The sequence below is a fragment of the Conchiformibius kuhniae DSM 17694 genome, from assembly GCF_000428785.1.
In the GTDB taxonomy this organism is placed as follows: Bacteria; Pseudomonadota; Gammaproteobacteria; order Burkholderiales; family Neisseriaceae; genus Conchiformibius; species Conchiformibius kuhniae.
In genome coordinates, this window is record NZ_AUAP01000003.1 from 97,865 (window position 1) to 124,164 (window position 26,300).

Here is a 26,300-nt window from a genome sequence, read left to right on the forward strand (position 1 = left end):
CTTGGTTTTGCGGAATGTTTTGTGGTGATTGGCACAATGGGTGTGAGAGACAAATATCCTTTTTTGAATAAGTGGTTGATTTTATCCATGCTGTGGTGGTGCGGCGGGGTGTACGCGCTGGTGTGGCGCGAGGGCGGGGGCGTGCCTGTGCCGCCGTTTCCGCATTTTGACAAGGTGGCGCATTTTGCCCTGTTTTTCGCACAAACATGGCTGCTTGCCAAAGCGTGGTTGTGTGTGCGCCGCCCCGTGCCGGTGTGGGGATTGGCGGTGTTTGCGCTGTGTAATGCGGTGGCAAGCGAGTGGGCGCAAGCGGCGTTTACCGTGTCGCGTCAGGCAGACGTGTGGGACGGGCTGGCAGACATGGCGGGTGCGGGCGCGGCGCTGTATGCGGCACGGGTGTTGGAAAACATTCGGGCGCGGCGCGGCGGGCGCGGTTGAGCCGGCGCGCGGGCGGGAAAACGCGCCGGTGTGGCAGAATTCGGCTGGACAGATTGGCAATACACAGGCAAAATCATATTTTCCAAGCGAAACGCGCTGCCGTTGGGGCGGTTGGTGTCGTAAAATCCGTTGTATCGTACCGCTTGGTTTGAAAATGGCTGGTTTTTTGTTAATTTTTTATCAAATAGGAGTTTGATGATGGCTCAATCCAAAATTACGGTGGGCGGCTTGAAAGACAAGGGCGATGCGGACAAACTGGTATCGCAAACGGAGCAGGTGGCGGGCGTGCGCTGGGTAAACGCCAATTGGGAGCAGGGCTATGTGGTGGTAACGCATAGCGATGCCTTTGACGAAACCGCATTCAAAGCCGCCGTGCAAGCTGCCGGCTTTTCGGCATAAAGCCTACACCTGTTTTTTGCCATGCCCCTGCGCTTGCGGGGGTATTGTTTTGACGGACGGCAAGGCAGTGCCGCATGCCAAACAAAGTGCATTGAAAAATGAAATCATGACCCACCCTGCGGGCGTGTCGTCATTTCAACCATATTTGCCCCAAAGGGCGTAAAAATGCCACCCAAACGCCACAACACGAAGATTGCGCCCGATGACATTCTGCGTGTTGCCACAAACAGACATACATGGGAGTTTTGATGTTTACCGGAATTGTTCAAGGCTTGGGCGAAATCACCGCCATCGACCGCCCCGCCGCCGATTTTTGCACCCTGACCGTCCGTTTGCCCGCAGGCATGGGCGCGGATTTGGCGGTCGGCGCATCGGTGGCGCACAACGGCTGCTGCCTGACCGCAACTGCCGTTGCAGGCGACACCGCCCGTTTCGACCTGATGGCGGAAACACTGGCAAAAACCAATTTGGGCGCATTGCACATCGGCAGCCGCGTCAATATCGAACGTGCCGCCCGCATCGGCGACGAAATCGGCGGACACCTGATGAGCGGACACATTTGGGGGCAAACCGTCATCACAGCCATCACACAAAGCCAACACAACCGCACCCTGTGGCTGTCACTGCCCGCCGCCGTGCGCCCCTATGTGCTGCCCAAAGGCTTTATCGGGCTGGACGGCTGCAGCCTGACGGTGGGCGACGTGCGCGAAGAAACATTTTGCGTACACCTGATTCCCGAAACCCTGCGGCGCACCCTGTTTGGCACGCGCCAAGTCGGCGAACGGATTAACATGGAAATCGACCCGCACACCCAAGCCGTTGCCGACACCGTTGCCCGCATCTTGGCGGCGCGTGGCGAAAGCACGACACCTTGCCCGATGTGAAAAAATATTTTTCATTAAAAATAAAACTCTTGAGCAATATTGCGGAAAAATCCGCATAAACATTTTGACAAAATGCCGGCAGCTTGGCATAATACGTTCTTTCTTGATTGCGGCTGTATTCGCAGCGAGACACGCACCCGTAGCTCAGTTGGATAGAGTATCTGGCTACGAACCAGAGGGTCGGGCGTTCGAATCGCTCCGGGTGCGCCATCAAGAATCATACGCGCCCATCGTCTAGCGGTTAGGACATCGCCCTTTCACGGCGGTAACCGGGGTTCGATTCCCCGTGGGCGTGCCAATTTCCTACCCCTGTTTCCCAAGCGGAAACAGGGGTATTTCAATGGCATGGAAAATCCACATTAGGGCGTGTCATCAATTGACCAAGTAAACCCCGCACCTCCATTTCCGCGCAGGTGTAGCTTGGGTTGGAGCGAAGCGCAAACCCAACAAAATCCATAAATTTTCGGAAAAATGTTGGGTTTTCACTTCGTCTTAACCCAAGCTATGCTTGTTTCACAAACATCAGGCAGTGGATTCCTGCATTCGCGGGAATGACGGCGTTTTGGTATTGTAATGATTTATAGTAGAAAATTTTAATTGATGACACGCCCTAGCGTTTGCCGAAAATCGCGCTGCCTATCCGCACCATGGTTGACCCATGCGCCACCGCTTCCACCAAATCGCCGCTCATGCCCATCGACAAAGTGTCTGCTTGCGGGAAATCCTGCTGCAAACGGGCGAACAGCCTTGCCATTTCTTGAAACTGCGCCCGCACAAACTTGGGCGGATGCGCGGAAGGCACGCACATCAATCCGCGCAAATGCAGATTCGGCAGTGTTGCCACTTCGTGTGCCAAGGGCAACATATCATCGGGTGCAATGCCGTGTTTGGCGGGGTTGCCACTGATGTTGATTTCCAAGCACACTTGCAGGGGCAGCAAATCGGGTGGGCGTTGTTCGTTCAGGCGGCGGGCGGTTTTGGCGCGGTCGAGCGTGTGCAGCCATGCCGCACCTTCGGCGACGGCGCGGGTTTTGTTGGATTGCACATGCCCGATGATGTGCCACACCAAATCGGGGCAGGGGCTGTGTAATGCCTGTGCTTTGTCTTGCCACTCGCGCACATAATTTTCGCCGAAATCGCGCTGACCGGCGCGGTAGAGTGTTTCAATATCCTGAGCGGGAAAAGTTTTTCCAACTGCCAACAGTGCCACGCTGCCGGTTTTGCGCTCGGCTTCGTGTTCTGCGGAACGGATTTGTGCCAATATATTGCGCCAGTTTTGTGCCAAAGGGTTTTGATTCATCGGTTTATTTTTTGGTGTTGGGCTTTTGCATCGGGGGTATCAATTGGCGATAAAGCCACTGTGCCGTCATTCCCGCGCAAGCGGGAATCCAAAACAGATTCCAACAAACGTTGATAAAATATCGCTTGCCAAGCATCAGGTAGTGGATTCCCGCATTCCCGGGAATGACGGCTTTTATATTACACTGATTTTCAGTATAAAAATTTAATTGATGATACGCCCAAACAAAAAGGTCTGCAACCGTGATGATTGCAGACCTTTGTTTTCTAATGCAGACGGCGCAGGATTGCGCGGTCAGGCATCAGGTGTTTAGAAGCGGTGTTTCAGACCCACGCCGACAGTACCCACACCAGTACGGCTTTCTTTTTCCTTACCAAACTGAACGTAGCCGATTTGGCTGTTCAGCTCGGTACGTTTGGAGAGATGGTAATCTGCACCGATAACACCTTGAATGTATTTGGCATTGTCGTCTTTTACAATTTTCAGCTCATCGTTATAGCCTTTGGCATTGAAACCGTAGGCTGCGCTGCCTTTCAGGGTTACCGCATCGTTGATGGTGTACGCGGCGGAAGCGGCAACTTCTTGGAAGCGTACCAAGCCTGCATCAACATTTTGTGCGTGTTGGTATGCCAAGCCTGCGGTTACGGTGTCGTTGCTGAAGCCTGCTTGTGCCACAGCTTGATAGCCGTATTTGTGTTTGGCACTAACTTTTTCGCCCTTTGCTGTGCGTACTGCATATTCGGCATTATTGGCACCGCGTTTTACCGCAGTGGCTGCCACATCGGCGAAGAAGCCGCCTCCCGGTTGTTGGAAGCTTGCGCCAACACCGTAAACAGGACGGTCAATGCGTTTGTTGCCTTTGTCGCCATCGGCATCGTTGGCATCGCTGCCGCCCATGCGGTTGTTGTCGCTGGGGGATACATAGGCTTTGGCAGTGAAACCGCCCATATCAGGCGTGGTGTAACCAACGGCTACGCGGCGTTTGGTAACGTCATTAGAACGAGTGAACATGCCCAAGCCCGCAGCGCCGCTGTCGTATTCCCATTGGTCGAGTTTGCCGTTTACTTCGGTAACGGGGTTGTGAAAATAACCTGCTTTCACTTGACCGAAAGCGCCTTCCAAGCCGATGAAAGAATCGCGAGTGCCGAAACCTTTGGATTCATTCACTTTGCCCATGATAGGCTCAAATTCGCCAGTGGCGGGGTTTTTCTTCATACCGACCACAACATCTTTAGCTGTGCGACCACCGGCAATATCAACACCTTGTTCCAATTTCCAAATGGCTTTCAAGCCTTCGCTCAATTGCTCTTGACCTTTGAAACCAATGCGCGAACCGTAGTCCACGATGTTGGTTACGGTGCCTTTGGTGTTTTTCTCTTTGCTCACTTCCACACCGCCTTTGATTTGGCCGTACAGAACCACTTCGGCCATAGAAGCGACAGGCAGGGCTGCCAAAGTGAGGGCAATCAGGGTTTTTTTCATTTCTGTCATTCCTTAAATTTAGAAACAAAACAACGAATGTGCATGGAATGCAATCCGCATCGGTTTTTAAAACGCCCCAACCCGCCGGTTGAAACGCCTCAATTCAGGTAACAATATAAAGGTTTCGCCCGAAAAAAACAAATCAATTTTTGCGTTTTGGCGGATTTTTTCGCGGTTTCTGCCTTGCCCGAGTGCGGGAAAGGTGGCGGAAACTTTTGGAAAATCAGGAAAATTCGCAAAAAATCAATCGTCAAAACCCCATGTTGCGCCAACGGGGGTGTTGTGTGTTTCATACAACTTGTGCCGTTGGTGCTGATGCCACCCAAACTGTATCACGGGGTATTCTAGCATATTTTTTGGGCGGCGGCAGGTTTTTTGCTGTTTTTCGGTGTACGGGGCGTGGCTTGTCTGCTTGTGCCGTAAGGCTTTGTCCTTCAGGTTGGGGATATAAGGGGCGTACTGCGAAACAGTCCTTCCTAGAGTGTGTCATAATTTAAATTCTTGAATTAAAAATAAATATATTAAAAAATTGCCGTCATTCCCGCGAATGCGGGAATCCACTGCCCGATGTTTGGCAAGTGATGTTTTATCACGGTTTGTTGTGCTTTGACTTGGATTCCCGCCTGTGTGGGCATGACGGTGTGGTGGTTTTTCGGTTGATGTCATTGTCCGCGCAGAAACAGTTTGTCCAAGTCGTCCAAGCTGAGTTTGACCCATGTGGGGCGTCCGTGGTTGCATTGGTTGCTGCGGGGGGTGTGTTCCATGTCGCGCAGCAGGGCGTTCATTTCGGGCAGGGTGAGTTGCCGCCCCGCACGGACGGAGTGGTGGCACGCCATGGTGCCGAGCAGTCGGTTTTCGTGTGCTTCCATCAGGGTGCTGCTGCCGATTTCGTCCAGTTCGCGCAGCATTTGCCGCAGCAGGTCGGGGGCGTGGCGGTGGGCGAGCATGGGGGGCAGGGCGTATAGGGCGATGTGGTCATCGGGGGTGTGGCGGGCGTCCAAGCCGAAGCTTGCCAAGGTGTCGCGGTGTTCGGTCAGGGTGGCGCATTCGGTGCGGGTGGCGGGAAATTCGATGGGAATGAGCAGTTTTTGGGTGTCGATGCGCCCGTTGTCGCGGCGTTGGCGTTTCATTTGTTCGTAGCGGACGCGTTCGGCGGCGGCGTGCATGTCGACCAAGATTAATCCGTCTGCGGCTTGGGCGAGAATGTAGGTGCCGGAAAGTTGGGCAAGGGCGAAGCCGAGCGGGGGGGTGTCGGCTGCGGTGGCGGGGGGCGGGGTGGCGGCAGACGGTGCGGGGTCGGGGCGGTACAGTTCGGTGTAGTGTTGCAGGGCGTTGCGGTTTTCGTTCAGGCGCGGGGCTGGGTGTCGGGTGGCGGGGGCGTAGGGGGCGGGCGTGTGTTTGGCGCGGTGTTCGGTGTTCGGCATGGCGGGCGTGCCGGCTTGGGGGGCGGTGGGCGCAGGCAGCCGTTCGGCAGGCGCGGCAACGCTTTCGGTGAGTGCGGCGCGGGTTTGGGCAAGGGCTTTGTTCAGGCTGTGGAAGATGAGTTGGTGGACGGCTTGGCTGTCGCGGAAGCGCACTTCGGTTTTGGTGGGGTGGACGTTGACATCGACCATTTCCGGCGGCAGGGTGAGAAACAGCACGTAGGCGGGGGAAAATTGTTGGTGCAGCACGTCGCGGTAGGCTTGTTTGACGGCGTGGCTCATGACTTTGTCGCGCACAAAACGGCGATTGACGAACAAAAATTGGTTGTCGCTTTTACCTTTGGCGAAGGTGGGTTTGGCAATCATGCCGTGCAGGTGCATGTCGCCCGCCGTTTCGTCCACCGCCAGCGCGGCGGCGGCGAAATCTTCGCCTGCAACGGCAGCAATGCGTTGGGCGTGGCTTTGCGGCGGGTGGCGGAAGATGTTTTTGCCATTGTGGCGCAGTGCAAACGCCACTTCGGGATACGCCAGCGACAGGCGTTCGGCGGCGGCGGCGCAATGGGCGTATTCGGTGGCTTCCGATTTGAGAAATTTGCGGCGGGCGGGGGTGTTGAAAAACAGTTCGGCGATTTCTACTGTGGTGCCGACGGGGTGGGCGGCGGCGGTAACTTTGCTGATGCAGCCGTCTTCGGCGCGGATTTGTGCGGCGTGTGCGTCTGATGCGCGGCGGCTGGTCAGCGTCAGCCGCGACACGGCGGCGATGCTTGCCAAGCCTTCGCCGCGAAAACCCAAGCTGCCCACCCGTTCCAAATCGTCCAGCGAGCGGATTTTGCTGGTGGCGTGGCGCGACAGCGCGAGCGGCAATTCGGCGGCGGCGATGCCCGCGCCGTTGTCGCACACGCGCATCAGCCTGATGCCCCCGCCGCCCAGCTCCACCGCGATTTCGCCCGCGCCCGCGTCCAAGCTGTTTTCCAATAATTCTTTCAGGGCATTGGCGGGGCGTTCGACCACTTCGCCGGCGGCAATTTGGTTAATCAGATGGTCGGGCAGGGGCGCGATGGCGGGCATGGCGGGAATACTCGGAAGGGCAAAGGCGTACTTGTACCACGTCCGCACGCCGGTGGCAACCTGCCTTACGGCGTGTTGTTGGATAAATTTTCTGTAGAAAATCAGATTGATATAAAAATGATGTTATTTCTGCGTAGGTGGGAAGCCACTGCACGATGCTTGACAAGTGATGTTTCATCAACGCTTTTTTAAATTTTTTTGGATTCCCGCCTGCGCGGGAATGACGGTATTTTTATACTGAAAATCAGTGGTAGTTTGGGTTGGAACGAAGTGAAAACCCAACGATTTCATGATAAAACAATGTATTGTTTGGTTTGCACTACGCTTCAACCCAAGCTACACCTGCTTCGATTTGGATTCCCGCATTCGCGGGAATGACGGTGCAGAGATTTTTCGGTCAACTGATGACACGCCCTTAGTGCTTGGCGGGCAGCACGGGTTCGACCCGATAACCTTTTTCGCGCAACAGCTTAATCAAGCCTTGCTCGCCGAACAGGTGCGCCGCACCCACTGCCACCGTGTTGGCTTGTTTGTCCAGCATGGCGGTGAGCTTGGGCAGCCATTGGCGGTTGCGCCGCACCAGCAGCACATCGTTGCCGAATGTGCGCCACAAGGCGCGGTCGGCGGGCGGATAGGGCAGATACTGTTTTTCGTCTTCCATCTGGCGCCACAGTGCGGAAACCTGTCCGGTTTCGTACAGCTTCAGCAGGTTTTGTGCTTCCGCCACCTGATTTTGCGGACGTTTCAGCACCACATCGATGGCGCGAAGTACCGCATCTTCGGGCAAATCCTGAAAGATTTTCATTGCTTCCACACCTTCCAATTCCGTTACTTCCTTGTTTTGCACCCGTGCTGCTTTTATCAGCAATGCATCGATGCCGTATTTTTCGTTATAACCTTTCGGCAATATCGCAAAATCCAAGCTCATCTTCACAAACCAAGGCTGCCAGCGTTGTTCGGGTTGAAACATGGCACGGATTCCGGCGTCTGCCACATGGCGGCGCAACACTTGCTGGAAACGTGCGTTGCGTTTTTCACCCAGTGATTCGCGCAGGGTGTGCGGTGATTGTGCCATGTTCATCATCAGCATGGCACGTTCCATGCCTGCTTTGCTTTGGAAAAACGCTTCGTCAATTTGTGTTTCCACCACCAAGCGCGGGGTTTGCGCCAATGCCTGACGGTAGGCTGTGGGCAGGGTGTTGCCCTGTTTGCCGACATGCACCGTGCCAATCAGGTAGCTGGTGGGGGTGTGGTCTTTGCTGATGCGCCAAATAAAGGTTTCGGCTTCGGGCGCAAGGGCGGCGCACCACGCCGACAGGGTCATCAGCAGGGCGCAAAATACGTTTTTCATCATTTTCATCAAAATTCCTTTTTGATTGGAAACCCCGCCGTTTACGGCGGTAAAATTGTTTTTTATTCGGGGGAGCGGGCGTGTCATTATTTAAATTTTTATACTGAAAATTCAGTGAAGTATAAAAAATCCGTCATTCCCGCGAATGCGGGAATCCACTGCCCGATGTTTGGCAAGCGGTGTTTTATCAAAGTTTGTCGTGCTTCGATTTGGATTCCCGCCTGCGCGGGAATGACGATGCCGTGTTTTTTCAGTCAATTGATGACACGCCCTAAACCTGTCCGCATCAGGGCAGGGCATAGGGCGGTGCTTTATGTGCAGCTCTGTGCGTTGAAGCATACCATTGCGCCAAGCGCGATACGGCATCGCTTTGCCCGAACAGGAAGTGCTGCCATTGCCGTGCCGACTGCTGCCATGCGCTTTGGTGGTCGAGCAGGGTGTGCCACGCTTGGGTGCGGACGGTGTCGTTCAGGCGTCGTCCGCCGTTCAGTTCGGCGGAAAGGACGTGGTGTGCGGATTGGAGTTTGGCGGGCAGGGCGGCGGTGGGGTAGTAGTGTTGCCAGAAGGCGTTGAGTTTGGCGGTGTGGGCGGATTCGGCTTGCGGGTAGATGTGCCACAGCATGGGTTTGCCCGCCAGTTGCGCCCGCACGAAGCTGTCTTCGCCGCGTATCAGCAAGATGTCTGCCGACCACAGGATTTTGTCGAAATCGGCTTGGGCGACAAAGGGCAGCAGGTGGCAGTTGTCGGGCAGAACGCCGTTGTGGCGCAGGCTTTCGGCGCTGGGTTCGCCCGCCAGCCACAAGCGTGTGTGCCGTCCGCTTTTGGCGAGGGTGCGCCACCATGTTTGTAAAACGGGGGTTTTGTAGCCGAAGATGAAGATGTCGGTGCAGTCGCGGCTGCGGTCGGGCAGGCCCAGTTGGCGGCGCAGGTTGAATTCGTCGGCGTGGTCGAAGCTTTTTTGCCGCACGGCGTAGTCGGCTTCGCGCAGCAAACCGCCGCTTTCGGGCAAAAAGCCCATTTGCCAGAAGTATTTTTGCAGGTGGTTGGCTTGGAGCGATTTCATCAGGTGGGTGCGCAATGCCCAGTCTTCGGCGCTCAAGTATTCCCAGTTCAGGCAAACGGCGTTGTTGTCGATGATGATGTTTTGCACCTGCTCGGGCAGCCGGCAGGCGAAGGCTTCGATGGCGATGTCGGGCGGGGGGACGTGGCTCAAATCGGCGTATTGACCTTCCTGCCAGTGGCGCAGGTAGATGCCGTCGTGGTGGAGCGGCAAGACTTCGGGCAGGGACGGGACGATGGCGCGAAGTGCCGCCGCGTCGTCCACCCACAGGTACACGCTCCAGCCCAAACGCTGTGTCAGCTCCCGCGCCAAGCGCCATGAAACGCCGATGTCGCCGAAGTTGTCGATGACGGTGCAAAAAAGCCAGCATTTGGTTTTCACAAAAAGTCCTTTTTATGGTGGTTGTGGTCGGGTGGGGCAGACGCCCCTGCCGATTGTGGCACGTTGGCACGGTGGCGGGCAAGCTGAGGCGCGTGCCGCCGTGTGTTTGCGGCGGGTGCGGCGGCGGTGCGTGGTTTGCTTAAGTATTTTCAAACAAAAGATTTTTTGTATTTTGAAAATTTATGGTTCGGATTTTGATAATAAATTGCGCGATGGGGGAATTTTGGTCAAAATAAAAACGCCATTTGCTACAAGGTGCTGACCCGTATCGGGCAGGAAGCTTGCGGCGGGTGCCAAAGTGTTGCCATTTTGCATCTGTGCGGGCAATGGATTTCTCGGGTGCGGCGGTTTTCTCCTCCTTTTCCGCCGTACCCCCTGATTAACCTGAGGGTTATTCAGGCAAAACGGTTGTGTTTCAGCCTTTTTGCCTGAGTAACCCTTTTTTACCGGTAACGGAATGGGTATGTTTCAACGCATGGGGCTGCACATAAAGCGCAGCCCCGTGCCTTGCCCCGATTCGGACGGGTTTGCGCCTCGACCGAATAATCAAGCGATTTTACCGCCGTGAACGGCGGGGTTTCCAACCGAAAAGGAATTTTGATGAAGATTTTGCATGCGGATGTGGCGGTTTTGGGCGGCGGCAGTGCGGGAATGAATGCGTTCCGCAATGCCCGACAGTTTACCGACAATGTGTATCTGATTGAGGGCGCACAGTTCGGCACCACCTGCGCCCGTGTGGGCTGTATGCCGTCCAAGCTGCTGATTGCGGCTGCCGATGCCCGCCACCATGCTTTGCACACCGCGCCCTTTGGCGTGCGGGTGGACGAAGGCGCGGTGCGGGTGGACGGCAGGGCGGTGATGGCGCGGGTGAAAAGCGAGCGCGACCGTTTTGTCGGCTTTGTGCTGGAAGATGTGGAAGCGTGGCCGCAGGAGCGGCGCATCATGGGTCATGCCCGTTTTGTGGACGAACACACGGTGCAGGTGGGCGACCACACCCGCATTCACGCCGAACGCATTGTGATTGCCACCGGTTCGCGCCCGACCGTGCTGCCGCAGTGGCAGGCGTTGGGCGACAAATTGATTGTCAATGACGATGTGTTTGCGTGGGACACGCTGCCGCAGCGCGTGGCGGTGTTCGGCACGGGCGTGATTGGCTTGGAGCTGGGACAGGCGTTGAGCCGCTTGGGGGTGGAAGTGGCGGTGTTCGGGCGCAGCGCGTCCGTTGGCGGCATCAGCGACCCGCAAGTGCGCGCCGAAGCGGAACAGATTTTTGCGCAGGAATTCCCCCTGTATCTGAACACGCAAACCGAAGCATCGTTGCAAGACGGCGGCGTGCGCGTGGATTGGCGGCGCGAGGACGGCGAAAGCGGCACGTTTGCCGCCGATTATGTGCTGGCGGCGGCGGGGCGCACCCCCAATACCGACAACATCGGCTTGGAAAACCTCAACATCGCCACCGATGCGCGCGGCGTACCGCTTGCCGACCCGCACACCATGCAAACCTCCCTGCCGCACATCTTCATTGCCGGCGACGCGTCCGACCAAATCCCCCTGCTGCACGAAGCCTCCGACCAAGGCAAAATCGCCGGCACCAACGCGGGCGCGTATCCCGACATTCGTGCGGGCTTGCGGCGCAGCCTGATTGGCGTGGTGTTCAGCGACCCGCAAATCATGGTGGCGGGGGCGCGTTTTGCCCGATTGCAGGCGCAGTTTGGCGACAACATGGTGAGCGGCACGGTGTCGTTTGCCAATCAGGGGCGCAGCCGCGTGATGCGCGTCAATCGCGGACGTTTGCACGTTTATGCCGAACGCGGGACGGGGCGTTTTCTGGGTGCGGAAATGGTCGGGCCTGCCGCCGAACACATCGCCCACCTGCTCGCATGGGCGCACCAGCAGCACATGACCGTGCCGCAAATGCTCGACATGCCGTTTTACCACCCCGTGATTGAAGAAGGCTTGCGTACCGCCCTGCGCGATGCGGCGGCGAAATTGTGAAATTAGCCCGTCCGATTGTTGGCATCGGGCGGGGCGCGGATAACATAATCCCGTCTTGCGTCAAGCCTTGTAAAGTTCCGAAAGGCTGCTGGACGCGGGCAGGGCGGGCGCGTAATATCCGCATCAGCCGAACGGGACGGCAAGCACTTTCCCGCACAACAAACCCAACCCTTTTTACTTTTTGATAAGGAATATGTGATGAAAGCCCTGAAAATTTTTTCCGCCGTTGCCCTGTCTGCCGGTTTGATTGCCTCTGCCAACGCTGCCGTTGACGCCAACAAAATCACCAAGCGTGCCACCGTAAGCTACACCTGCCAAGGCGGCAAACACCTGAACGTAAACTACGGCTTCAACGCCGCCGGCGTACCCGTTACCGCCACCGCCCGCATCGACGGTCAAAACCGCGTGATGCGCTACGACCTGAACCGCTCCGACCGTGTGGAAACTTCCTTCAAAGACGCGCGCGGTTACACCTTGAGCGGCAACGAAATCAACAGCCGCAACTACCGCAAAGCCGGCGTGATGGTTACTTCGCCGCGCAACCAAGTCGTATTCAAATCCTGCGCCGCCAACTGATGACGCGGCACGGACGCGCCCGTGAAAGCGGGCGCAAGCCCCGCCAATCTTTTAAAAAACCAAAACCCTTGAATTAAGGAAAAGATGATGAAAGCCCTGAAAATTTTCTCTGCCGTTGCCCTGTCTGCCGGTCTGATTGCTTCTGCCAACGCCGCCATCGATGCCAACAAAATCACCAAGCGCGGCACGGTGAACTACAGTTGCCAAGGCGGCAAACGCGTTACCGTAAACTACGGCTTCAACGCTGCGGGCGTTCCCGTTACCGCTACGGCGCGTGTGGACGGCAAAAACCGTGTGATGCGTTACGACTTGGGACGTTCCGACCGTGTGAGCGCGTTCTTTAAAGACGCACGCGGTTACCGCTTGGGTGCGGGCGAGCTGACCAGCCGCAATTTCCGCAAATCCAGCGTGATGATTACTTCGCCGCGCAATCAAATTTTGTTCAAAAGCTGCATGCCGCGTTAATTGATGAACGCGTAACCGCGCCCGCCGTTGTTGTTTGACGGCGGGCGTTTTTGTTTGGTTTCAGCGCCAATCCTGCCAAAGCTGCCACAACAGCCGCGCCGCCGTCCGCGCCGCGTTTCCTGCATCATCGTATTGCGGATTGAATTCCACCACATCGGCGGCGCAGGTTTTGCCGCTCTGCACAATCGGGCGCAACAGGTGCAGCAGCAGCTCGAGCGGTATCCCCAGCGCGGCGGGCGCGGACACGGCGGGCATTTGCGCGGCAGGCAGCACGTCCAAATCAATCGTCAAATAAATCAAATCGCTGTCGGCACAAAGTTGCGCCAAGCGTGCCGTTAAAGCGGCGGCGTTGCCCCAATGCACGTCCGTGTCCCAAATCATCTCCACGCCCAAAGCGGCGGCATCGTCCAGCAACGCGGCGGTGTTGGCGGCGCGGCTGACGCCGATGCAGGTGTAGGCAAATTCGCGCCCTTGCGCCCGCGCCAATGCCGCCAGTTGCGCGAACGGCGTGCCGGAAGTGGCGCGGTCGGCGCGGCGCAAATCCAAATGCGGGTCAAAATTGATGATGCGGATGCGGCGGTGCGGGAATGCGTCAAACAGCCCCTTGCCGTGCGCGAACGCCGTTTCGTGTCCGCCGCCGAGTACCAAAGTGCGCCCGCCGTGGCGGTGGATTTCGGTAACGGCGGCGGCGAAACCGTTTTGACCTTGTTCCAAATCATTGCCCGAATAGGAAAAATCGCCGCCGTCCAATAAGGGTCGCGGCGCGGCATGGGCGGCGGTGTTTGCCAAGGCGCGGCGCAACACGGGCGGCGCGGCGGCCGCACCGGTGCGCCCCTGATTGCGGCGTACGCCTTCATCGCTGCAAAAACCGAGCAGCACGGTTTTCCCGTCCGCGTGTTCGGGCTGCCACGCGTTCAGGCATTCAATCGTTTGAAACAGGCGCAGCGCGGACGGGCTTTCGCAGCGGTCATCGCGCCCTTGCCACACATCACCGGCAACAGCATGCCACATCATCATTCCTTTTTGAAATAAAAAAATCATCGCCGGCAATGCCTGTGGTGCTGCCGGCAGCGCATCGATTCGCGCCCGTTCGGGCAACGGCAACTGAAAATGCCGTTTTTATGTTTGATGACGCCATCAGTGGAAATTTTTGCGGGTTTTATGGCTGTCGTACTGGTAGCAGGTGATGATGGTATTTTCGCACTCGACCACCACTAAGCCGCCTTTATCCAAAATCTGCTTCAATATTTTCAAGTCTTGTTGCAAAACGTGTATTTCGGCATGGGCGGCGGTTTTGGCAAGGGCTTTGTGGCAATCGTCAATGATTCTGTTCAGCATGCGCTTGTTGAGAAAGTAATAATCGTGGCGGACATCGCCGTATTTCAACACCATTTCAATTTGACGCTGGGTGATGCCGCGCTGGTTCATTCTTTGATTGGCATGGAAAGATAGGGTTTGCATGATTGGCTCTGATGTTCTTCCAAAGCCGGAAATTGTATTGATGATGCCCGATGGTGTCAAATTTAATCGTTATTGTTTTCAATGGATTGATGTGTTGCTTGGTGCGGGTAAGCACTTATGTGCGGGCGCATTGCCAATTGCCTGCAAAACCACTGTGCGGGCATGACGGTGCAAAGGTTTTTCGGTTAATTGATGACGCACCCTATAAGATGGGCTTGAAACTCGGCGCAATCGATGATTTGGTGGGGGAAATGTTTTTGGAAATCCTGATAAGTCAGGTGGTTGTCCGTCCAATAGCCGTAGTTTCGCGCATCGGGGGTTTTGATGATGACCCGTCCCGCCGCGTCCAAGCCGATTTCGCGCACGGGGGCTTGGTCGGCGGCTTCAAAGGCGAGCAGCCATGTGCAAACCAAGTGGATTTGCGGTTCAAAATCGGGATTGGCGCATGGCAGCAGGCGCAGCAACAGGCGTTGCCACCACGCATCGGGCGGGGCGGGTTCGGTGCGGATTTTTAAGTAGAGCATTTCAGGCAGCCTGAATGTTGCCGTGCAGCACCCGTTCGCGCAGCAGGGGGCGGAACGGTTCGTAAACAATATCCACAGGCGTGTCGGTGTCCCAAATATTGAAATGCGCGGGTTTGCCCGCCGCCAGTGTGCCGAAGTCATGTTCGCGGCGCAGGGCGCGGGCGGCGTGGACGGTTACGCCCTGCCATGCTTCCAATGGGGTCAGCCCGAATTGCACGCACGCCATGTTCATCGCCAAACGCAGCGAAGCAAACGGGCCGGTACCCGGATTGAAGTCGGTGGCGACCGCCATCGGTACGCGGTATTCGCGCAGCAGCGACACGGGCGGCTTTTGCGTTTCGCGCAGAAAATAATACGCGCCGGGCAGCAACACCGCCACCGTTCCTGCCCGCGCCATCGCCGCCACGCCCGCTTCGTCCAAATATTCAATGTGGTCGGCCGACCAGCCGCCGTAACGCGCCACCAATGCGCTGCCGCCCTGCAAACTCAATTGTTCGGTATGCCCTTTGACGGGAATGTTCAAAGCGCGGGCTGCCTGAAACAGTTTTTCGGTTTGCGCGGCGGTGAAGCCCACCGTTTCGCAAAACACGTCCACGCACTCAAACAAGCCTTGTGCCCACAGTTCCGGCATGATTTTATCAATCACCACATCAAGATAATCATCACCGCGCCCCGCATATTCGGGCGGAACGGCGTGGGCGGCGAGCAGGGTGGCGCTGACTTCCGCCGCGCCGCTTGCCTTGATGCGTTGCGCCACGCGCAGCATTTTCGCTTCGCTGTCCAAATCCAAGCCGTAGCCGGATTTGATTTCCACCAAGCCTACGCCGTCCGCCAGCAGGGTGGTGAGGCGTTGCGCCGCCAAGCGGTAGAGTTCGTCTTCGCCGGTGGCGCGGGTGGCGCGGACGGTGTGGTTGATGCCGCCGCCTTCGGCGCTGATTTGCTGGTAGGACACGCCGTTTTGACGGCGTTCCCATTCGGCGGCGCGGCTGCCGCCGAATACGAGATGGGTGTGGCAGTCAATCAGGCTGGGGGTGAGCAGTGCGCCGTGCAGTTCGCGCACGCGTTTGGCGTGCAGCGTGCCGGTGGGGGCGATGGCGGTGATGCGGCCGTTTTCGGTGAGTACGTCGTGGGCGGGCAGCAGGCCGTAGGGATTGTCGGGGGCGGATTGCAGGGTGGCAACGGCGGCGTTGCGCCAAAGGGTTTGCGGCATGGCGGGACTTTCTGCGGCGGTTGGAAAACAGTGGCGTATTATAGGGGAAAAACGGCGCGGGTGTGGGCTTGCCGGGGCGCGCCGTCAATTAGCCGAAAAACCTTTGCACCGTCATTTCCGTGCAGACGGGAAGCCAAAACAAGTTCAAATAAACCTTGAAAAAATATTGCGTGCAGGTTGTCGGACGGTGGATTCCCGCCTGCGCGGGCATAACGGTATTTTTGTATTATGCTGATTTTCAGCGTAAAAGTTTAAATGATGACGCACCCTAGCTTCGCAGTGTCAAGTCGCCTTCGCGTATCCAGCCGATGCGGCGCAGGGGCGCGGCAATCAGCAAGGTCAGCGCGGCGGGCAGGACGAAGTGCAGCAGTATGACGGCAAACCACACGGCAGGGGCGTTGCCCATGGCGGCGAAGGTGCCGATTTGTCCGACCAGTCCGCTTGTGCCCATGCCGGCGCCGGCGGGAATGTTGCTCATGTTGAAGCCGAGTACCGCCACCGGTCCGAGTATCGCGCCCGTCAGGGTCGGCGGCAGCCAGATGCGCGGGTTGTTGATGATGTTGGGCATTTGCAGCATGCTGGTGCCCAAGCCCTGACCGAGCAGCCCGCCCCAGCCGTTTTCGCGAAAACCCATCACGGCAAAACCGACCATTTGGGCGCAACAGCCGACCGTTGCCGCACCCGCCGCCGCGCCGTCCAGCGACAGGGCAATCGCCAATGCCGCACTGGAAACGGGCAGGGTGAGCAGCATGCCCATCAGCACCGCCACCGCCATGCCCATCAGCAGGGGCTGCCACGCTACGGCCGCAGTAATCAGTGTGCCCAGTTGGGTCATCAGCGCGGCGGTGAGCGGCCCGACAAATTGGGCGGCTGCCGTTCCCGCCACCAGCGTGACGGCGGGGGTAACGATGATGTCGGCGGGCGTGGTTTTGCTCACGAGTTTGCCCGCTTCCGCGCCCGCCGCCGCCGCCACAAACGCCCCCACCGGCCCGCCCAATGCCGCGCCCGCCGTTCCCGTAACCGCGCCGGCAAGCCACACCGCAGGCGGTGCTTTCAAGGCAAACGCCACCCCCGTGCCAATCGCCGCACCCATTGCCGATTGCGCCTGCCTGCCCGTTTCCGCCAGCCAAGGCAAATGCAGCCATTCGCCCGCCCCTTTCAAAATCAGCCCGCAAATCAGCGAGCCGAACAAACCCAATGCCATAAAATTCACAGCATCGATGCCGTAACGGCGCACACTGAACACAATATCGCGTTCGGCAAGAAAACGGCGCAACGTCATAAAACCTCCAGTTCGGGTCAAGCGTCAGAGCCTGCCAGTTTAATCGAATTTTTGCACTATTGGGAAGCGGTTTGCCCGAAAAAGCACAAGCCAAGCCTTGTCGGCAGGCAAAATTTGCATTATATTGTCTAGACAAGTTCAACCCCGTTTCAGGAAAATCCAAATGAACCAGCGTTACCGCGACACCGAAATCCGCGCCCCGCGCGGCAACACCCTCAACGCCAAATCATGGCTTACAGAAGCCCCCTTGCGCATGCTGATGAACAATCTCGACCCCGATGTGGCGGAAAACCCCAAAGAACTGGTGGTGTACGGCGGCATTGGCCGCGCCGCCCGCAACTGGGAATGCTACGACAAAATCGTAGAAACCTTAAAAAACCTGAATGACGATGAGACCCTGCTGGTGCAGTCGGGCAAACCGGTCGGCGTGTTCAAAACCCACAAAGACGCGCCGCGCGTATTGATTGCCAATTCCAACCTTGTTCCGCATTGGGCAAACTGGCAGCATTTCAACGAATTGGACGCCAAAGGCTTGGCAATGTACGGTCAGATGACGGCGGGAAGCTGGATTTACATCGGCTCGCAAGGCATTGTGCAAGGCACCTACGAAACCTTTGTGGAAGCGGGACGGCAGCACTACAACGGCGATTTGAAAGGGCGTTGGATTCTCACGGCAGGCTTGGGCGGCATGGGCGGCGCACAACCTTTGGCGGCATCGTTGGCGGGCGCGTGTTCGCTGAACATCGAGTGCCAGCAAAGCAGCATTGATTTCCGTCTGCGTACCCGTTATCTGGACGAACAGGCACACGATTTGGACGATGCCCTCGCCCGCATTCAGCGTTACACCGCCGAAGGACGCGCCGTGTCCGTCGGCTTGTGCGCCAACGCCGCAGACGTGCTGCCTGAATTGGTGCGGCGCGGCGTGCGCCCCGACATAGTTACCGACCAAACCAGCGCCCACGACCCTTTGAACGGCTATCTGCCGCAGGGCATGACGTGGACACAATACCGCGAAGCCGCCAAGCGCGACCCCGAAAGCACGGTGCGAGCCGCCAAACAGTCCATGGCGAACCACGTCCGCGCCATGTTGGATTTTCAGAAAATGGGCGTGCCGACTTTTGACTACGGCAACAACATCCGCCAAATGGCATTGGAAGCGGGCGTGGACAATGCCTTTGATTTTCCCGGATTTGTGCCTGCCTATATCCGTCCCCTGTTTTGTCGCGGCATCGGGCCGTTCCGTTGGGCGGCACTGTCGGGCGACCCCGAAGACATTTACAAAACCGATGCCAAAGTCAAAGAATTAATCCCCGATGACGCGCATTTGCACCGTTGGTTGGACATGGCGCGCGAACGCATCAGCTTTCAGGGTCTGCCTGCGCGGATTTGCTGGGTGGGACTGGGTTTGCGGGCAAAATTGGGCTTGGCGTTCAACGAGATGGTGCGCACGGGCGAACTGTCCGCCCCCGTTGTGATTGGGCGCGACCATTTGGATTCGGGTTCGGTGGCCAGCCCCAACCGCGAAACCGAAGCGATGCGGGACGGCTCGGACGCGGTGTCGGACTGGCCTTTGCTCAATGCGCTGCTGAACACGGCAAGCGGCGCGACTTGGGTGTCGCTGCACCACGGCGGCGGCGTGGGCATGGGCTTTTCGCAGCATTCGGGCGTGGTGATTGTGTGCGACGGTACGGACGAAGCGGCGGCGCGGATTGCCCGCGTGCTGACCAACGACCCCGCCACAGGCGTGATGCGCCATGCCGATGCCGGTTATCAAATTGCGATTGACTGCGCCAAAGAGCAGGGTTTGCAACTGCCGATGGTGAAATAAACGGCGCAAGGCTGCCTGAAACGGGGAAAACGTTTTCAGGCAGCTTGGTTTTGCTATCATACCGCGCTTTTGCGGAAACCAAGCATATGGACGATTTTAAAAAACATCGCATGGCAACACCGCCGCAAACTGGTGCTGACGTTCAGCGTGGTGGCGGCGGAAAATTTATTGTTTCTGGCCTATCCCGTGTTCGGCGGCTGGGCGGTGGACGCGGTGATGCACGGCAATGTGTGGCAAGCCTTGAGTTACGCGCTGCTGGTTTGGCTGATGTGGTTTGTCGGCGCGGTGCGGCGCAGTGCGGACACGCGCGTATTCGCACGGATTTACAGCGAATTGGCGGTACCCGTGATTGTGGAACAGCGCGTGCGCGGGCAAAGCCCGTCCGCGATTGCCGCACGGGTGGCCTTGTCGCGGGAATTTGTCAATTTTTTTGAAGAACACCTGCCTACCGCGCTGACATCGATGGTATCGGTATTCGGTGCCAGCCTGATGCTGCTGGTATTGGCGTTTTGGTCGGGCGTGTTGAGCGTGGTGATTTTGCTGGTGTTTGCGCTGCTGCTGCCGCGTTTTTCCCGCATCGGCGAAACCCTTTACCGCCGTTTGAACAACCGTTTGGAGCGCGATGTGGACATGATACGCCATGCCGGCGAGCCGCTTTTGCACAAACATTACGGCTTGATTGCGCGGTTGCGGATTTTGATTTCCAACCGCGAAGCGGCGGGCTATTTGGCGGTGGGAACGGCGATGGCGGTCTTGTTCGGCTTTACTTTGGCGTGGCTGACCCTGAACGGCTACGGCAGCGCGGGGCATGTTTATTCGCTGACGACTTATTTGTGGATGTTTGCCATGAGCTTGGACGATGTGCCGCGTTTGGTGGAAAGCTACACCAATTTGAAAGACATCGCGCAACGCATTGATTGCCGTTCGGCGGAGCAGGGCGCATGAACGGCGTATCGGACAACCGCGAACGCGTGCGTTTCGGTTGGGTGGCTGCTGAAACGGGAAAAACGGTTTTCAGGCAGCTTTGATTTTATCCGCAACCATGATGGGGGAAATGTGATGGAAACGACTGTGTCGCGCCACCGTGCGGTAACGCAAATGCTGGTGTTCGGCATTTTGGGCTTGTTGATGTTTTTCGTGCCGGTGGAGTTGGGCGGCAAACGCACCATTTTGTTTGACCACGCCGCCACCTATCTGGTCAAACAATGGCGCCGTCCCGCCGAATGGGCGATGCTCGCCATGATGGCATACGGCGCGTTTGCGCCCGTGTGGCGCGGCAGTTGGCGCAAGGGCTTGACCGAAAAAATCCTGACTGCTTTCAAAATCGGCGGTTTTGCCGTTACGCTGTGTTATGTGTCGGGGCTGGCGCCTGCCGCTTTGACGGATAAGGCGATGCTGCCGTTTTTGTATGACAAGCTCGGTTTGCCCTTGGCGATGATTATTCCCATCGGTGCATTGGTGCTGGCGTGTTTGGTCGGTTTCGGGCTGATGGAGCTGATTGGCGTGCTGATGGAGCCGGTGATGCGGCGCATTTGGAAAACACCGGGCTATTCGGCGGTGGACGCGGTGGCATCGTTTGTTGGCAGTTATTCGGTGGGCTTGCTGCTGACCGACCAAATGTACCGCAACGGCCGTTATACCGCCCGCGAAGCGGCGATTGTGGCAACGGGGTTTTCCACCGTGTCGGCGGCGTTTATGGTGGTGGTGGCGAAAACCTTGAACCTGATGGGGTCGTGGGGCTTTTATTTTTGGAGCTGTTTTGCGATTACCTTTGCCGTTACCGCCGTGTGCGCCCGCATTCCGCCCATCTGCCGCATGGACGACACCGGCAGCGCGGCAGAAACGCCGGTGCCTTTCCGTCAAAGGCTGTCTGCCGCATGGGAAAAAGGCGTGTCGGCATCGGCGCGCGCCGACAAGCCCGCACGGATTTTGGCGGAACACTTTGCTGCCGGCATCAATATGGCGGCGGCGATTCTGCCTGCCATTATGGCGATTGGTTTGGCGGGCTTGCTGCTGGAAAAACACACGCCCATGTTTGACGCCTTGGGTGTATTGCTGTGGCCGTTTGCCCTGCTGGGCGGCTTGGCAGAACCGTTGCTTGCCGCCAAAGGCATGGCGGCGGGGCTGGCGGAAATGTTTTTGCCGGCGATTTTGCTGAAAGATGCCGATGTGCTGACCCGCTATGTGGCGGCGGTGGTGTCGGTGAGCAGCATTATTTTCTTTTCCGCCCTGATACCGTGTATTTTGGCGACCAAAATCCCCTTAAGCGTGCCGAAAATGCTGTTGATTTGGCTGCAACGCACCGCTTTGAGCATGGTTTTGGCAGCATGGGTGGGGCGTTTGGCATTGGCGTTGGGCTGGCTGGCATCATGAATGCGCCGCGTACCGCAGGTTTGTCGGGTGTATCGGCGGCGCAACGGTGGGCATAAGCCGTAACGGGCGCAATGGCGCGGTGTTTTTCGGGCTGCCTGAAGCGGATACGCATTATCTTTGCCGATAAACCTTATCAGTTGTTTTGTGTTTTCCCTTGCCGCAACGGCTTTGTGCTTGTGGCAAGGGTTAAATTCTGTTATGGTTTGTATCGTTTTGTATCGTAAGGAGACACGGCGCAATGCGGTTGAAAGACAAAATCTGCGTGGTAACGGCGGCGGGGCAGGGCATCGGCCGTGCGTCCGCGCTGGCGTATGCCCGCGAAGGGGCGCACGTTTGGGCGTTGGACATCAACGAAGCGGCGGTAAACGGCTTGGCGGCGGAGTCGGAGCGTATCCGCCCGTATGCGCTGGATTTGTTGGACACCGAAGCCTTAACCGCTTTTTTGGCGGGCTTGGCGCGGGTGGACGTGCTGTTCAACTGCGCGGGCTGGGTGGCGGCGGGCGACATACTCGCTTGCAGCAGCACCGATATGCAGCGTTCTTGGGATTTGAACGTGATGACCATGTTCCACACCGTGCAAACCGTGTTGCCGAAAATGCTGGCACAGGGCGGCGGCTCGATTATCAATATGTCGTCTGCCGCCTCCAGCGTGAAAGGCGTACCCAACCGCTTTGCCTACAGCGTCAGCAAGGCGGCGGTGGTGGGGCTGACCAAATCCGTTGCCGCCGATTACGTCACGCGCGGCATCCGTTGCAACGCCATTTGTCCGGGCACGGTGGAATCGCCGTCGCTGCACGAGCGCATCGCCGAACAAGCCCGCGTGCAGGGCAAAAGCACCGAAGAAGTCTATGCCGATTTTGTCGCCCGCCAACCGATGGGGCGCATCGGCAAAGACGAAGAAATCGCCGCATTGGCGGTGTATCTGGCTGCCGATGAATCGGCGTTTACCACCGGCACCTGCCACATCATCGATGGCGGCTGGTCAAACTGATTATTAAGGACAACTCTGTGAAATTACTGCGTTTTGGCGAAAAGGGGCGCGAAAAGCCCGGCATTGTGGACGACAAAGGCACCATTCGTGATTTGTCGGCGGTGGTGGCCGACATCAACGGCTTCGTGTTGGAACACGAATTGGACAAAATCCGCCAAGCCGATTGGTCGGCGCTGCCTGCGGTGGCGGCAGACGTGCGCTTGGGCGCGTGTGTGGGCAATGTCGGCAAATTCATCTGCATCGGCTTGAACTATTCCGACCACGCCGCCGAAACCGGCTCGCCCGTGCCGAAAGAGCCGGTGATTTTCAACAAATGGACCAGTGCCATCGGCGGTGCCAATGACAACATCGAACTGCCGCGCGGTTCGCAGAAAACCGACTGGGAAATCGAGCTGGGCGTGGTCATCGGCAAAAGCGGACGCTACATCAGCGAAGACGATGCCATGAACCACGTTGCCGGCTATTGCGTGATTAACGACGTTTCCGAGCGCGAATTCCAACTGGAGCGCGGCGGAACATGGGACAAAGGCAAAGGCTGCGATACCTTCGGCCCGATGGGGCCTTGGCTGGTTACCCGCGATGAAATCGCCGACCCGCACAATCTGGCGATGTGGCTGGAAGTGGACGGCAAACGTTATCAAGACGGCAACAGCCGCACCATGATTTTCAAAATTCCCCAAATCATCAGCTATTTGAGCCGTTTCATGAGCTTACAGGCGGGCGATGTGGTGTCCACCGGCACCCCGCCCGGCGTGGGCTTGGGACAAACCCCCCCCGTTTACCTGCGTGCCGGACAAACCGTGCGCTTGGGCATCGAAGGCTTGGGCGAACAATGTCAAAAAGTGGTTCAGGCAGCCTGAATTTTGCGGAAACAACATCATGTATGATTTAACCGTTACCGATATGGAAGTGCTGGACGTGCGCTTCCCCACTTCGCAGTCCTTGGACGGCTCGGACGCGATGAACCCCGACCCCGACTATTCCGCCGCCTATGTGATTTTGAAAACCAACGGCAGCCACCAAGGACACGGGCTGACCTTCACCATCGGGCGCGGCAACGAAATTTGCTGCGCCGCCATTGAAGCCATGCGCCATTTGGTGGTGGGCTTGCGTTTGGACGACGTGGCCGCCGCGCCCGCCCGCTTCTGGCGCAACATCACCGGCGACAGCCAACTGCGCTGGGTCGGGCCCGACAAAGGCGCGATGCACTTGGCGGCGGGCGCGGTGGTGAATGCCGTGTGGGACTTGTGGGCGAAAGCGGCGGGCAAACCCGTGTGGCGTTTGGTGGCGGATATGTCGCCCGAACAACTGGCAGACTGCATCGATTTCCGCTACCTGACCGACTGCATCGACCGTGCCGAAGCGGTGGATTTGCTCACCCGCGCCGCCGAGGGCAAGGAAGCGCGTGTGCACACCCTGTTGCGCGAAGGCTATCCCTGCTACACCACTTCCGCCGGCTGGCTCGGTTACAGCGATGAAAAACTGGCGCGTTTGTGCCAAGAAGCGGTGGACGCGGGTTTCCGCTACATCAAATTGAAAGTCGGGCAAAATCTGGAAGACGACCAACGCCGCGTCGCCATCGCCCGCCGCATCATCGGGCCGGAACGCCGCCTGATGATTGATGCCAATCAGGTGTGGGAGCGCCAACAGGCGATTGATTGGGTGAAAGCGCTGTCGTTTGCCGAGCCTTGGTTTATCGAAGAGCCGACCAGCCCCGATGATGTGGAAGCGCACCGCGCCATCCGCCAAGCCGTTGCGCCCGTACAGGTGGCAACGGGCGAAATGTGCCAAAACCGCATTATGTTCAAGCAGTTCATCATGCGCGAAGCAATTGATGTGGTGCAGATTGACGCGTGCCGCATGGGTGGGGTAAACGAAGTGTTGTCGGTGTTGCTGATGGCGGCGAAGTACGGCTTGAAGGTGTGTCCGCATGCGGGCGGGGTGGGCTTGTGCGAATATGTCCAGCATTTGTCGATGATTGATTATTTGTGTTTTTCCGGCAAAAAAGACGACCGTGTAACCGAGTATGTGGACCATTTGCACGAGCATTTTGTCGAGCCGTGCGTGGTGGAAAACGCGGCGTATCTGCCGCCGAAGCTGCCCGGCTTTTCCATTGAAATGAAAGCCGAATCGCTGCGGCAATACCGTTTCGGCGCTTGAGCGGAAGGAAGGCGCGATGATTGACGCACACGTCCATTTTTGGCACTACCGTGCCGAAGATTATGCTTGGATTGGCAGTGAGATGCTGCCGTTGCGCCAAGACCGTCTGCCTGAAGATTTGGCGGCGTGCCTGCGCGGGCAGGGCGTGTCGGCGGCGGTGGCGGTGCAGGCGCGTTGCGATGAGGCGGAAAACACGCTGCTGTTGGATTTGGCGGCGCGGCACGATTGGATTGCGGGCGTGGTGGGCTGGCTGGATTTGCGCGGCGCGGATGTGGCGGCGCGTTTGGACGGGTATGCGGACGCGGTACGGCTGAAGGGTTTCCGCCACATTGTGCAGGACGAACCCGACCCCGCCGCTTATTGGCGCGATGCGGCATTTTTGCGCGGGGTCGGGCTGTTGCACCAACGGGGCTACAGCTATGATTTGCTGGCGCATCAGCGCGATTTGGCGGCGGTGGCGGATTTTTGCGCCCGTGCGGACGGCGGCACGCTGATTCTCGACCATTTGGGCAAGCCCGAATTTGCTTCGGCTGCCGCGTTTGACGACTGGCGGGCGCAGATGCGCCGTTTGGCGGCGATGCCGCATGTGGCGGTCAAAATTTCGGGTTTGGTAACGGAATGCGGCGCAGGCTGCACCGCCGCCGATGTGCGCCCCTATGTCCACACCGCGTTTGAGCTGTTCGGCAGCGACAGGGTGTTGTTCGGCTCGGATTGGCCGGTTTGCACGCTCACGCACGATTATGCCGATGTATGCCGTCATTGGCGCGAATGCGCCGCCGTGTTGGGTGATGCGGAACGCGAAGCCGCCGAAAGCGGCAATGCCCGCCGTCTTTACCGTTTGGATTGAGCGATGGATTTGTATCTGAAAGACAAAGTGTTTTTGATAAGCGGCGGCGGCGCGGGCATCGGCGCGGCGGTGTCGCGGACATTGGCGGAAGAAGGCGCGGTGCCGGTGGTGTTGGGGCGTTCGCAGCCCGATGCGGATTTTTGGCGCGAACTGTGCCGTTTGCAGCCGCGCAGCCGTTTTGTTTGTACCGAATTGACGGACGAAGCTGCCTGCACCGCCGCCGTAGCCGATGCCGTGTCCGCATACGGGCGCATTGACGGCTTGGTCAATAATGCGGGGGTGAACGACAATGTCGGTTTGGACGGCAGCACCGCCGCTTTCCGCCAATCTCTGGAAAAAAACCTGATTCATTATTTCGTGCTGATGCGCGAATGCCTGCCGCATCTGCGCGAAACGGGCGGCGCGGTGGTCAATATCGGCTCGAAAACCGCCGTTACCGGACAAGGGCAAACCAGTGCCTATGCCGCCGCCAACGGTGCGCGTATGGCACTGACCCGCGAATGGGCGGCGGCGTTGTCGGCGGACGGCATCCGCGTCAATGCCGTGATTCCTGCCGAAGTGATGACCCCGCTTTACCGCCGTTGGATAGAAAGCTTTGACGCACCGCAACAAAAACTGGCGGCGATTACCGCCAAAATCCCTTTGGGCAAACGCATGACCACCCCGCAGGAAATCGCCGATACCACCGTATTTTTGCTGTCGCCGCGCGCCGCGCACACCACAGGGCAATGCCTGTTTGTCGATGGCGGCTACACCCATCTCGACCGCGCTTTGACCTGATTTCGCAACCACCACCAACAAGAG

At 57.9% G+C, this 26,300-nt stretch carries 27 protein-coding genes and 2 tRNA genes; 19 read left to right on the forward strand and 10 right to left on the reverse strand.

Features of this window, described 5'->3' with window-relative positions:
- The first annotated feature begins 63 nt into the window (after positions 1-63).
- The 5 genes from G392_RS13530 to G392_RS0104425 all read left to right on the forward strand — a co-directional run bounded on the left by G392_RS13530 (position 64) and on the right by G392_RS0104425 (position 2,019).
- Positions 64-438: a VanZ family protein gene (locus tag G392_RS13530; RefSeq protein WP_027009252.1), complete on the forward strand. Its 375-nt coding sequence runs from the start codon at positions 64-66 to the stop codon at positions 436-438.
- A 195-nt stretch (positions 439-633) separates the two neighbouring features.
- Complete coding sequence (locus tag G392_RS0104405) at positions 634-837, forward strand: hypothetical protein (protein ID WP_245571924.1); 204 nt, start codon at positions 634-636, stop codon at positions 835-837.
- A 248-nt stretch (positions 838-1,085) separates the two neighbouring features.
- Positions 1,086-1,721 carry a riboflavin synthase gene (locus G392_RS0104415; protein ID WP_027009254.1) on the forward strand — a complete coding sequence of 212 codons (636 nt, stop codon included), beginning with the start codon at positions 1,086-1,088 and terminating at the stop codon, positions 1,719-1,721.
- Between the two features lie 133 nt (positions 1,722-1,854).
- Positions 1,855-1,931 (forward strand) — tRNA-Arg (locus G392_RS0104420).
- A 13-nt stretch (positions 1,932-1,944) separates the two neighbouring features.
- Positions 1,945-2,019, forward strand: a tRNA-Glu gene (locus tag G392_RS0104425).
- A gap of 312 nt (positions 2,020-2,331) precedes the next feature.
- Here G392_RS0104425 and G392_RS0104430 read toward each other — a convergent pair.
- The 5 genes from G392_RS0104430 to G392_RS12095 all read right to left on the reverse strand — a co-directional run bounded on the left by G392_RS0104430 (position 2,332) and on the right by G392_RS12095 (position 9,784).
- Positions 2,332-3,021, reverse strand: a complete 690-nt coding sequence (locus tag G392_RS0104430; protein WP_027009255.1) for a YggS family pyridoxal phosphate-dependent enzyme — start codon at positions 3,019-3,021, stop codon at positions 2,332-2,334.
- Between the two features lie 309 nt (positions 3,022-3,330).
- Positions 3,331-4,503 carry a porin gene (locus G392_RS0104435; protein ID WP_027009256.1) on the reverse strand — a complete coding sequence of 391 codons (1,173 nt, stop codon included), beginning with the start codon at positions 4,501-4,503 and terminating at the stop codon, positions 3,331-3,333.
- Between the two features lie 662 nt (positions 4,504-5,165).
- Positions 5,166-6,992 carry a DNA mismatch repair endonuclease MutL gene (mutL, locus tag G392_RS0104445; RefSeq protein WP_027009258.1) on the reverse strand — a complete coding sequence of 609 codons (1,827 nt, stop codon included), beginning with the start codon at positions 6,990-6,992 and terminating at the stop codon, positions 5,166-5,168.
- A gap of 415 nt (positions 6,993-7,407) precedes the next feature.
- Positions 7,408-8,352: a TraB/GumN family protein gene (locus G392_RS0104455; protein ID WP_169718740.1), complete on the reverse strand. Its 945-nt coding sequence runs from the start codon at positions 8,350-8,352 to the stop codon at positions 7,408-7,410.
- A 277-nt stretch (positions 8,353-8,629) separates the two neighbouring features.
- On the reverse strand, positions 8,630-9,784 hold the full coding sequence (locus tag G392_RS12095; protein ID WP_084165919.1) for an elongation factor P maturation arginine rhamnosyltransferase EarP: 1,155 nt from the start codon (positions 9,782-9,784) through the stop codon (positions 8,630-8,632).
- On the opposite strand from G392_RS12095, the gene G392_RS13535 reads away from it, so the two are divergent.
- The 4 genes from G392_RS13535 (at position 9,750) to G392_RS0104480 (ending at position 12,820) form a co-directional block, all read left to right on the forward strand.
- Positions 9,750-10,046: a hypothetical protein gene (locus G392_RS13535; protein ID WP_156900797.1), complete on the forward strand. Its 297-nt coding sequence runs from the start codon at positions 9,750-9,752 to the stop codon at positions 10,044-10,046. The two genes, G392_RS12095 and G392_RS13535, sit on opposite strands and share 35 nt — an antisense overlap.
- A 338-nt stretch (positions 10,047-10,384) precedes the next feature.
- Entirely contained in the window at positions 10,385-11,779 is a 1,395-nt protein-coding gene (locus tag G392_RS0104470; RefSeq protein ID WP_027009260.1) for a dihydrolipoyl dehydrogenase, read from the forward strand.
- Positions 11,780-11,977: 198 nt separating this feature from the next.
- Entirely contained in the window at positions 11,978-12,355 is a 378-nt protein-coding gene (locus G392_RS0104475) for an ACP-like domain-containing protein (protein ID WP_034334414.1), read from the forward strand.
- Between the two features lie 84 nt (positions 12,356-12,439).
- Entirely contained in the window at positions 12,440-12,820 is a 381-nt protein-coding gene (locus G392_RS0104480; protein WP_027009262.1) for an ACP-like domain-containing protein, read from the forward strand.
- 60 nt (positions 12,821-12,880) lie between these two features.
- Here G392_RS0104480 and hutG read toward each other — a convergent pair whose 3' ends face one another.
- Both hutG and G392_RS0104490 read right to left on the reverse strand, forming a co-directional pair.
- Positions 12,881-13,834, reverse strand: a complete 954-nt coding sequence (hutG, locus tag G392_RS0104485; protein WP_245571925.1) for a formimidoylglutamase — start codon at positions 13,832-13,834, stop codon at positions 12,881-12,883.
- A gap of 123 nt (positions 13,835-13,957) precedes the next feature.
- Entirely contained in the window at positions 13,958-14,281 is a 324-nt protein-coding gene (locus tag G392_RS0104490) for a DUF4258 domain-containing protein (protein WP_084165920.1), read from the reverse strand.
- On the opposite strand from G392_RS0104490, the gene G392_RS13540 reads away from it, so the two are divergent.
- A complete protein-coding gene (locus G392_RS13540; protein WP_156900798.1) occupies positions 14,280-14,447 on the forward strand; it encodes a hypothetical protein in 168 nt (55 codons plus the stop codon). The two genes, G392_RS0104490 and G392_RS13540, sit on opposite strands and share 2 nt — an antisense overlap.
- A gap of 19 nt (positions 14,448-14,466) precedes the next feature.
- Here the strand turns inward: G392_RS13540 and G392_RS12100 are convergent, their stop codons facing one another.
- Together G392_RS12100 and hutI are read right to left on the reverse strand one after the other, a co-directional pair.
- Positions 14,467-14,805: a hypothetical protein gene (locus G392_RS12100; RefSeq protein ID WP_051255575.1), complete on the reverse strand. Its 339-nt coding sequence runs from the start codon at positions 14,803-14,805 to the stop codon at positions 14,467-14,469.
- Between the two features lies 1 nt (position 14,806).
- Positions 14,807-16,015 (reverse strand): imidazolonepropionase, encoded by a 1,209-nt coding sequence (hutI, locus tag G392_RS0104500; RefSeq protein ID WP_027009265.1) that lies wholly within the window; start codon positions 16,013-16,015, stop codon positions 14,807-14,809.
- On the opposite strand from hutI, the gene G392_RS13545 reads away from it, so the two are divergent.
- Positions 16,014-16,250: a hypothetical protein gene (locus tag G392_RS13545; protein WP_156900799.1), complete on the forward strand. Its 237-nt coding sequence runs from the start codon at positions 16,014-16,016 to the stop codon at positions 16,248-16,250. The two genes, hutI and G392_RS13545, sit on opposite strands and share 2 nt — an antisense overlap.
- Positions 16,251-16,283: 33 nt before the next feature.
- Here the strand turns inward: G392_RS13545 and G392_RS0104510 are convergent, their stop codons facing one another.
- Positions 16,284-17,297: a PTS sugar transporter subunit IIC gene (locus tag G392_RS0104510; RefSeq protein WP_027009266.1), complete on the reverse strand. Its 1,014-nt coding sequence runs from the start codon at positions 17,295-17,297 to the stop codon at positions 16,284-16,286.
- Positions 17,298-17,460: 163 nt separating this feature from the next.
- Between G392_RS0104510 and hutU the strand changes: the two genes are divergently transcribed.
- The 8 genes from hutU to G392_RS0104555 all read left to right on the forward strand — a co-directional run bounded on the left by hutU (position 17,461) and on the right by G392_RS0104555 (position 26,276).
- Complete coding sequence (gene hutU / locus G392_RS0104515) at positions 17,461-19,125, forward strand: urocanate hydratase (RefSeq protein WP_027009267.1); 1,665 nt, start codon at positions 17,461-17,463, stop codon at positions 19,123-19,125.
- Between the two features lie 84 nt (positions 19,126-19,209).
- On the forward strand, positions 19,210-20,070 hold the full coding sequence (locus tag G392_RS0104520; RefSeq protein ID WP_027009268.1) for an ABC transporter six-transmembrane domain-containing protein: 861 nt from the start codon (positions 19,210-19,212) through the stop codon (positions 20,068-20,070).
- Between the two features lie 114 nt (positions 20,071-20,184).
- A complete protein-coding gene (locus G392_RS0104530) occupies positions 20,185-21,498 on the forward strand; it encodes a YjiH family protein (RefSeq protein ID WP_027009269.1) in 1,314 nt (437 codons plus the stop codon).
- Between the two features lie 238 nt (positions 21,499-21,736).
- Positions 21,737-22,489 carry an SDR family oxidoreductase gene (locus G392_RS0104535; RefSeq protein WP_027009270.1) on the forward strand — a complete coding sequence of 251 codons (753 nt, stop codon included), beginning with the start codon at positions 21,737-21,739 and terminating at the stop codon, positions 22,487-22,489.
- A gap of 17 nt (positions 22,490-22,506) precedes the next feature.
- Positions 22,507-23,349 carry a fumarylacetoacetate hydrolase family protein gene (locus G392_RS0104540; RefSeq protein ID WP_027009271.1) on the forward strand — a complete coding sequence of 281 codons (843 nt, stop codon included), beginning with the start codon at positions 22,507-22,509 and terminating at the stop codon, positions 23,347-23,349.
- Positions 23,350-23,368: 19 nt separating this feature from the next.
- Entirely contained in the window at positions 23,369-24,649 is a 1,281-nt protein-coding gene (locus G392_RS0104545; RefSeq protein ID WP_034334417.1) for an L-fuconate dehydratase, read from the forward strand.
- Positions 24,650-24,665: 16 nt separating this feature from the next.
- Positions 24,666-25,496 carry an amidohydrolase family protein gene (locus tag G392_RS0104550; protein ID WP_027009273.1) on the forward strand — a complete coding sequence of 277 codons (831 nt, stop codon included), beginning with the start codon at positions 24,666-24,668 and terminating at the stop codon, positions 25,494-25,496.
- 3 nt (positions 25,497-25,499) lie between these two features.
- On the forward strand, positions 25,500-26,276 hold the full coding sequence (locus G392_RS0104555) for an SDR family oxidoreductase (protein ID WP_027009274.1): 777 nt from the start codon (positions 25,500-25,502) through the stop codon (positions 26,274-26,276).
- Positions 26,277-26,300: the final 24 nt, after the last annotated feature.

Bases quoted from the DNA above. Each gene is read 5' to 3' on its own strand.
- hutI (WP_027009265.1), bottom strand. From the start codon at position 16,015: ATGCCGCAAACCCTTTGGCGCAACGCCGCCGTTGCCACCCTGCAATCC.
- G392_RS0104455 (WP_169718740.1), bottom strand. From the start codon at position 8,352: ATGAAAATGATGAAAAACGTATTTTGCGCCCTGCTGATGACCCTGTCG.
- G392_RS0104510 (WP_027009266.1), bottom strand. From the start codon at position 17,297: ATGACGTTGCGCCGTTTTCTTGCCGAACGCGATATTGTGTTCAGTGTG.
- G392_RS0104415 (WP_027009254.1), top strand. From the start codon at position 1,086: ATGTTTACCGGAATTGTTCAAGGCTTGGGCGAAATCACCGCCATCGAC.
- mutL (WP_027009258.1), bottom strand. From the start codon at position 6,992: ATGCCCGCCATCGCGCCCCTGCCCGACCATCTGATTAACCAAATTGCC.
- G392_RS0104480 (WP_027009262.1), top strand. From the start codon at position 12,440: ATGATGAAAGCCCTGAAAATTTTCTCTGCCGTTGCCCTGTCTGCCGGT.
- G392_RS12100 (WP_051255575.1), bottom strand. From the start codon at position 14,805: ATGCTCTACTTAAAAATCCGCACCGAACCCGCCCCGCCCGATGCGTGG.
- G392_RS13540 (WP_156900798.1), top strand. From the start codon at position 14,280: ATGATTGGCTCTGATGTTCTTCCAAAGCCGGAAATTGTATTGATGATG.
- G392_RS0104405 (WP_245571924.1), top strand. From the start codon at position 634: ATGATGGCTCAATCCAAAATTACGGTGGGCGGCTTGAAAGACAAGGGC.
- G392_RS13545 (WP_156900799.1), top strand. From the start codon at position 16,014: ATGGCGGGACTTTCTGCGGCGGTTGGAAAACAGTGGCGTATTATAGGG.
- G392_RS0104435 (WP_027009256.1), bottom strand. From the start codon at position 4,503: ATGAAAAAAACCCTGATTGCCCTCACTTTGGCAGCCCTGCCTGTCGCT.
- G392_RS0104545 (WP_034334417.1), top strand. From the start codon at position 23,369: ATGTATGATTTAACCGTTACCGATATGGAAGTGCTGGACGTGCGCTTC.
- G392_RS0104535 (WP_027009270.1), top strand. From the start codon at position 21,737: ATGCGGTTGAAAGACAAAATCTGCGTGGTAACGGCGGCGGGGCAGGGC.
- G392_RS0104470 (WP_027009260.1), top strand. From the start codon at position 10,385: ATGAAGATTTTGCATGCGGATGTGGCGGTTTTGGGCGGCGGCAGTGCG.
- G392_RS0104550 (WP_027009273.1), top strand. From the start codon at position 24,666: ATGATTGACGCACACGTCCATTTTTGGCACTACCGTGCCGAAGATTAT.
- G392_RS0104490 (WP_084165920.1), bottom strand. From the start codon at position 14,281: ATGCAAACCCTATCTTTCCATGCCAATCAAAGAATGAACCAGCGCGGC.
- G392_RS0104430 (WP_027009255.1), bottom strand. From the start codon at position 3,021: ATGAATCAAAACCCTTTGGCACAAAACTGGCGCAATATATTGGCACAA.
- G392_RS0104555 (WP_027009274.1), top strand. From the start codon at position 25,500: ATGGATTTGTATCTGAAAGACAAAGTGTTTTTGATAAGCGGCGGCGGC.
- hutU (WP_027009267.1), top strand. From the start codon at position 17,461: ATGAACCAGCGTTACCGCGACACCGAAATCCGCGCCCCGCGCGGCAAC.
- G392_RS0104530 (WP_027009269.1), top strand. From the start codon at position 20,185: ATGGAAACGACTGTGTCGCGCCACCGTGCGGTAACGCAAATGCTGGTG.
- G392_RS0104475 (WP_034334414.1), top strand. From the start codon at position 11,978: ATGAAAGCCCTGAAAATTTTTTCCGCCGTTGCCCTGTCTGCCGGTTTG.
- hutG (WP_245571925.1), bottom strand. From the start codon at position 13,834: ATGATGTGGCATGCTGTTGCCGGTGATGTGTGGCAAGGGCGCGATGAC.
- G392_RS13535 (WP_156900797.1), top strand. From the start codon at position 9,750: ATGACGGTGCAAAAAAGCCAGCATTTGGTTTTCACAAAAAGTCCTTTT.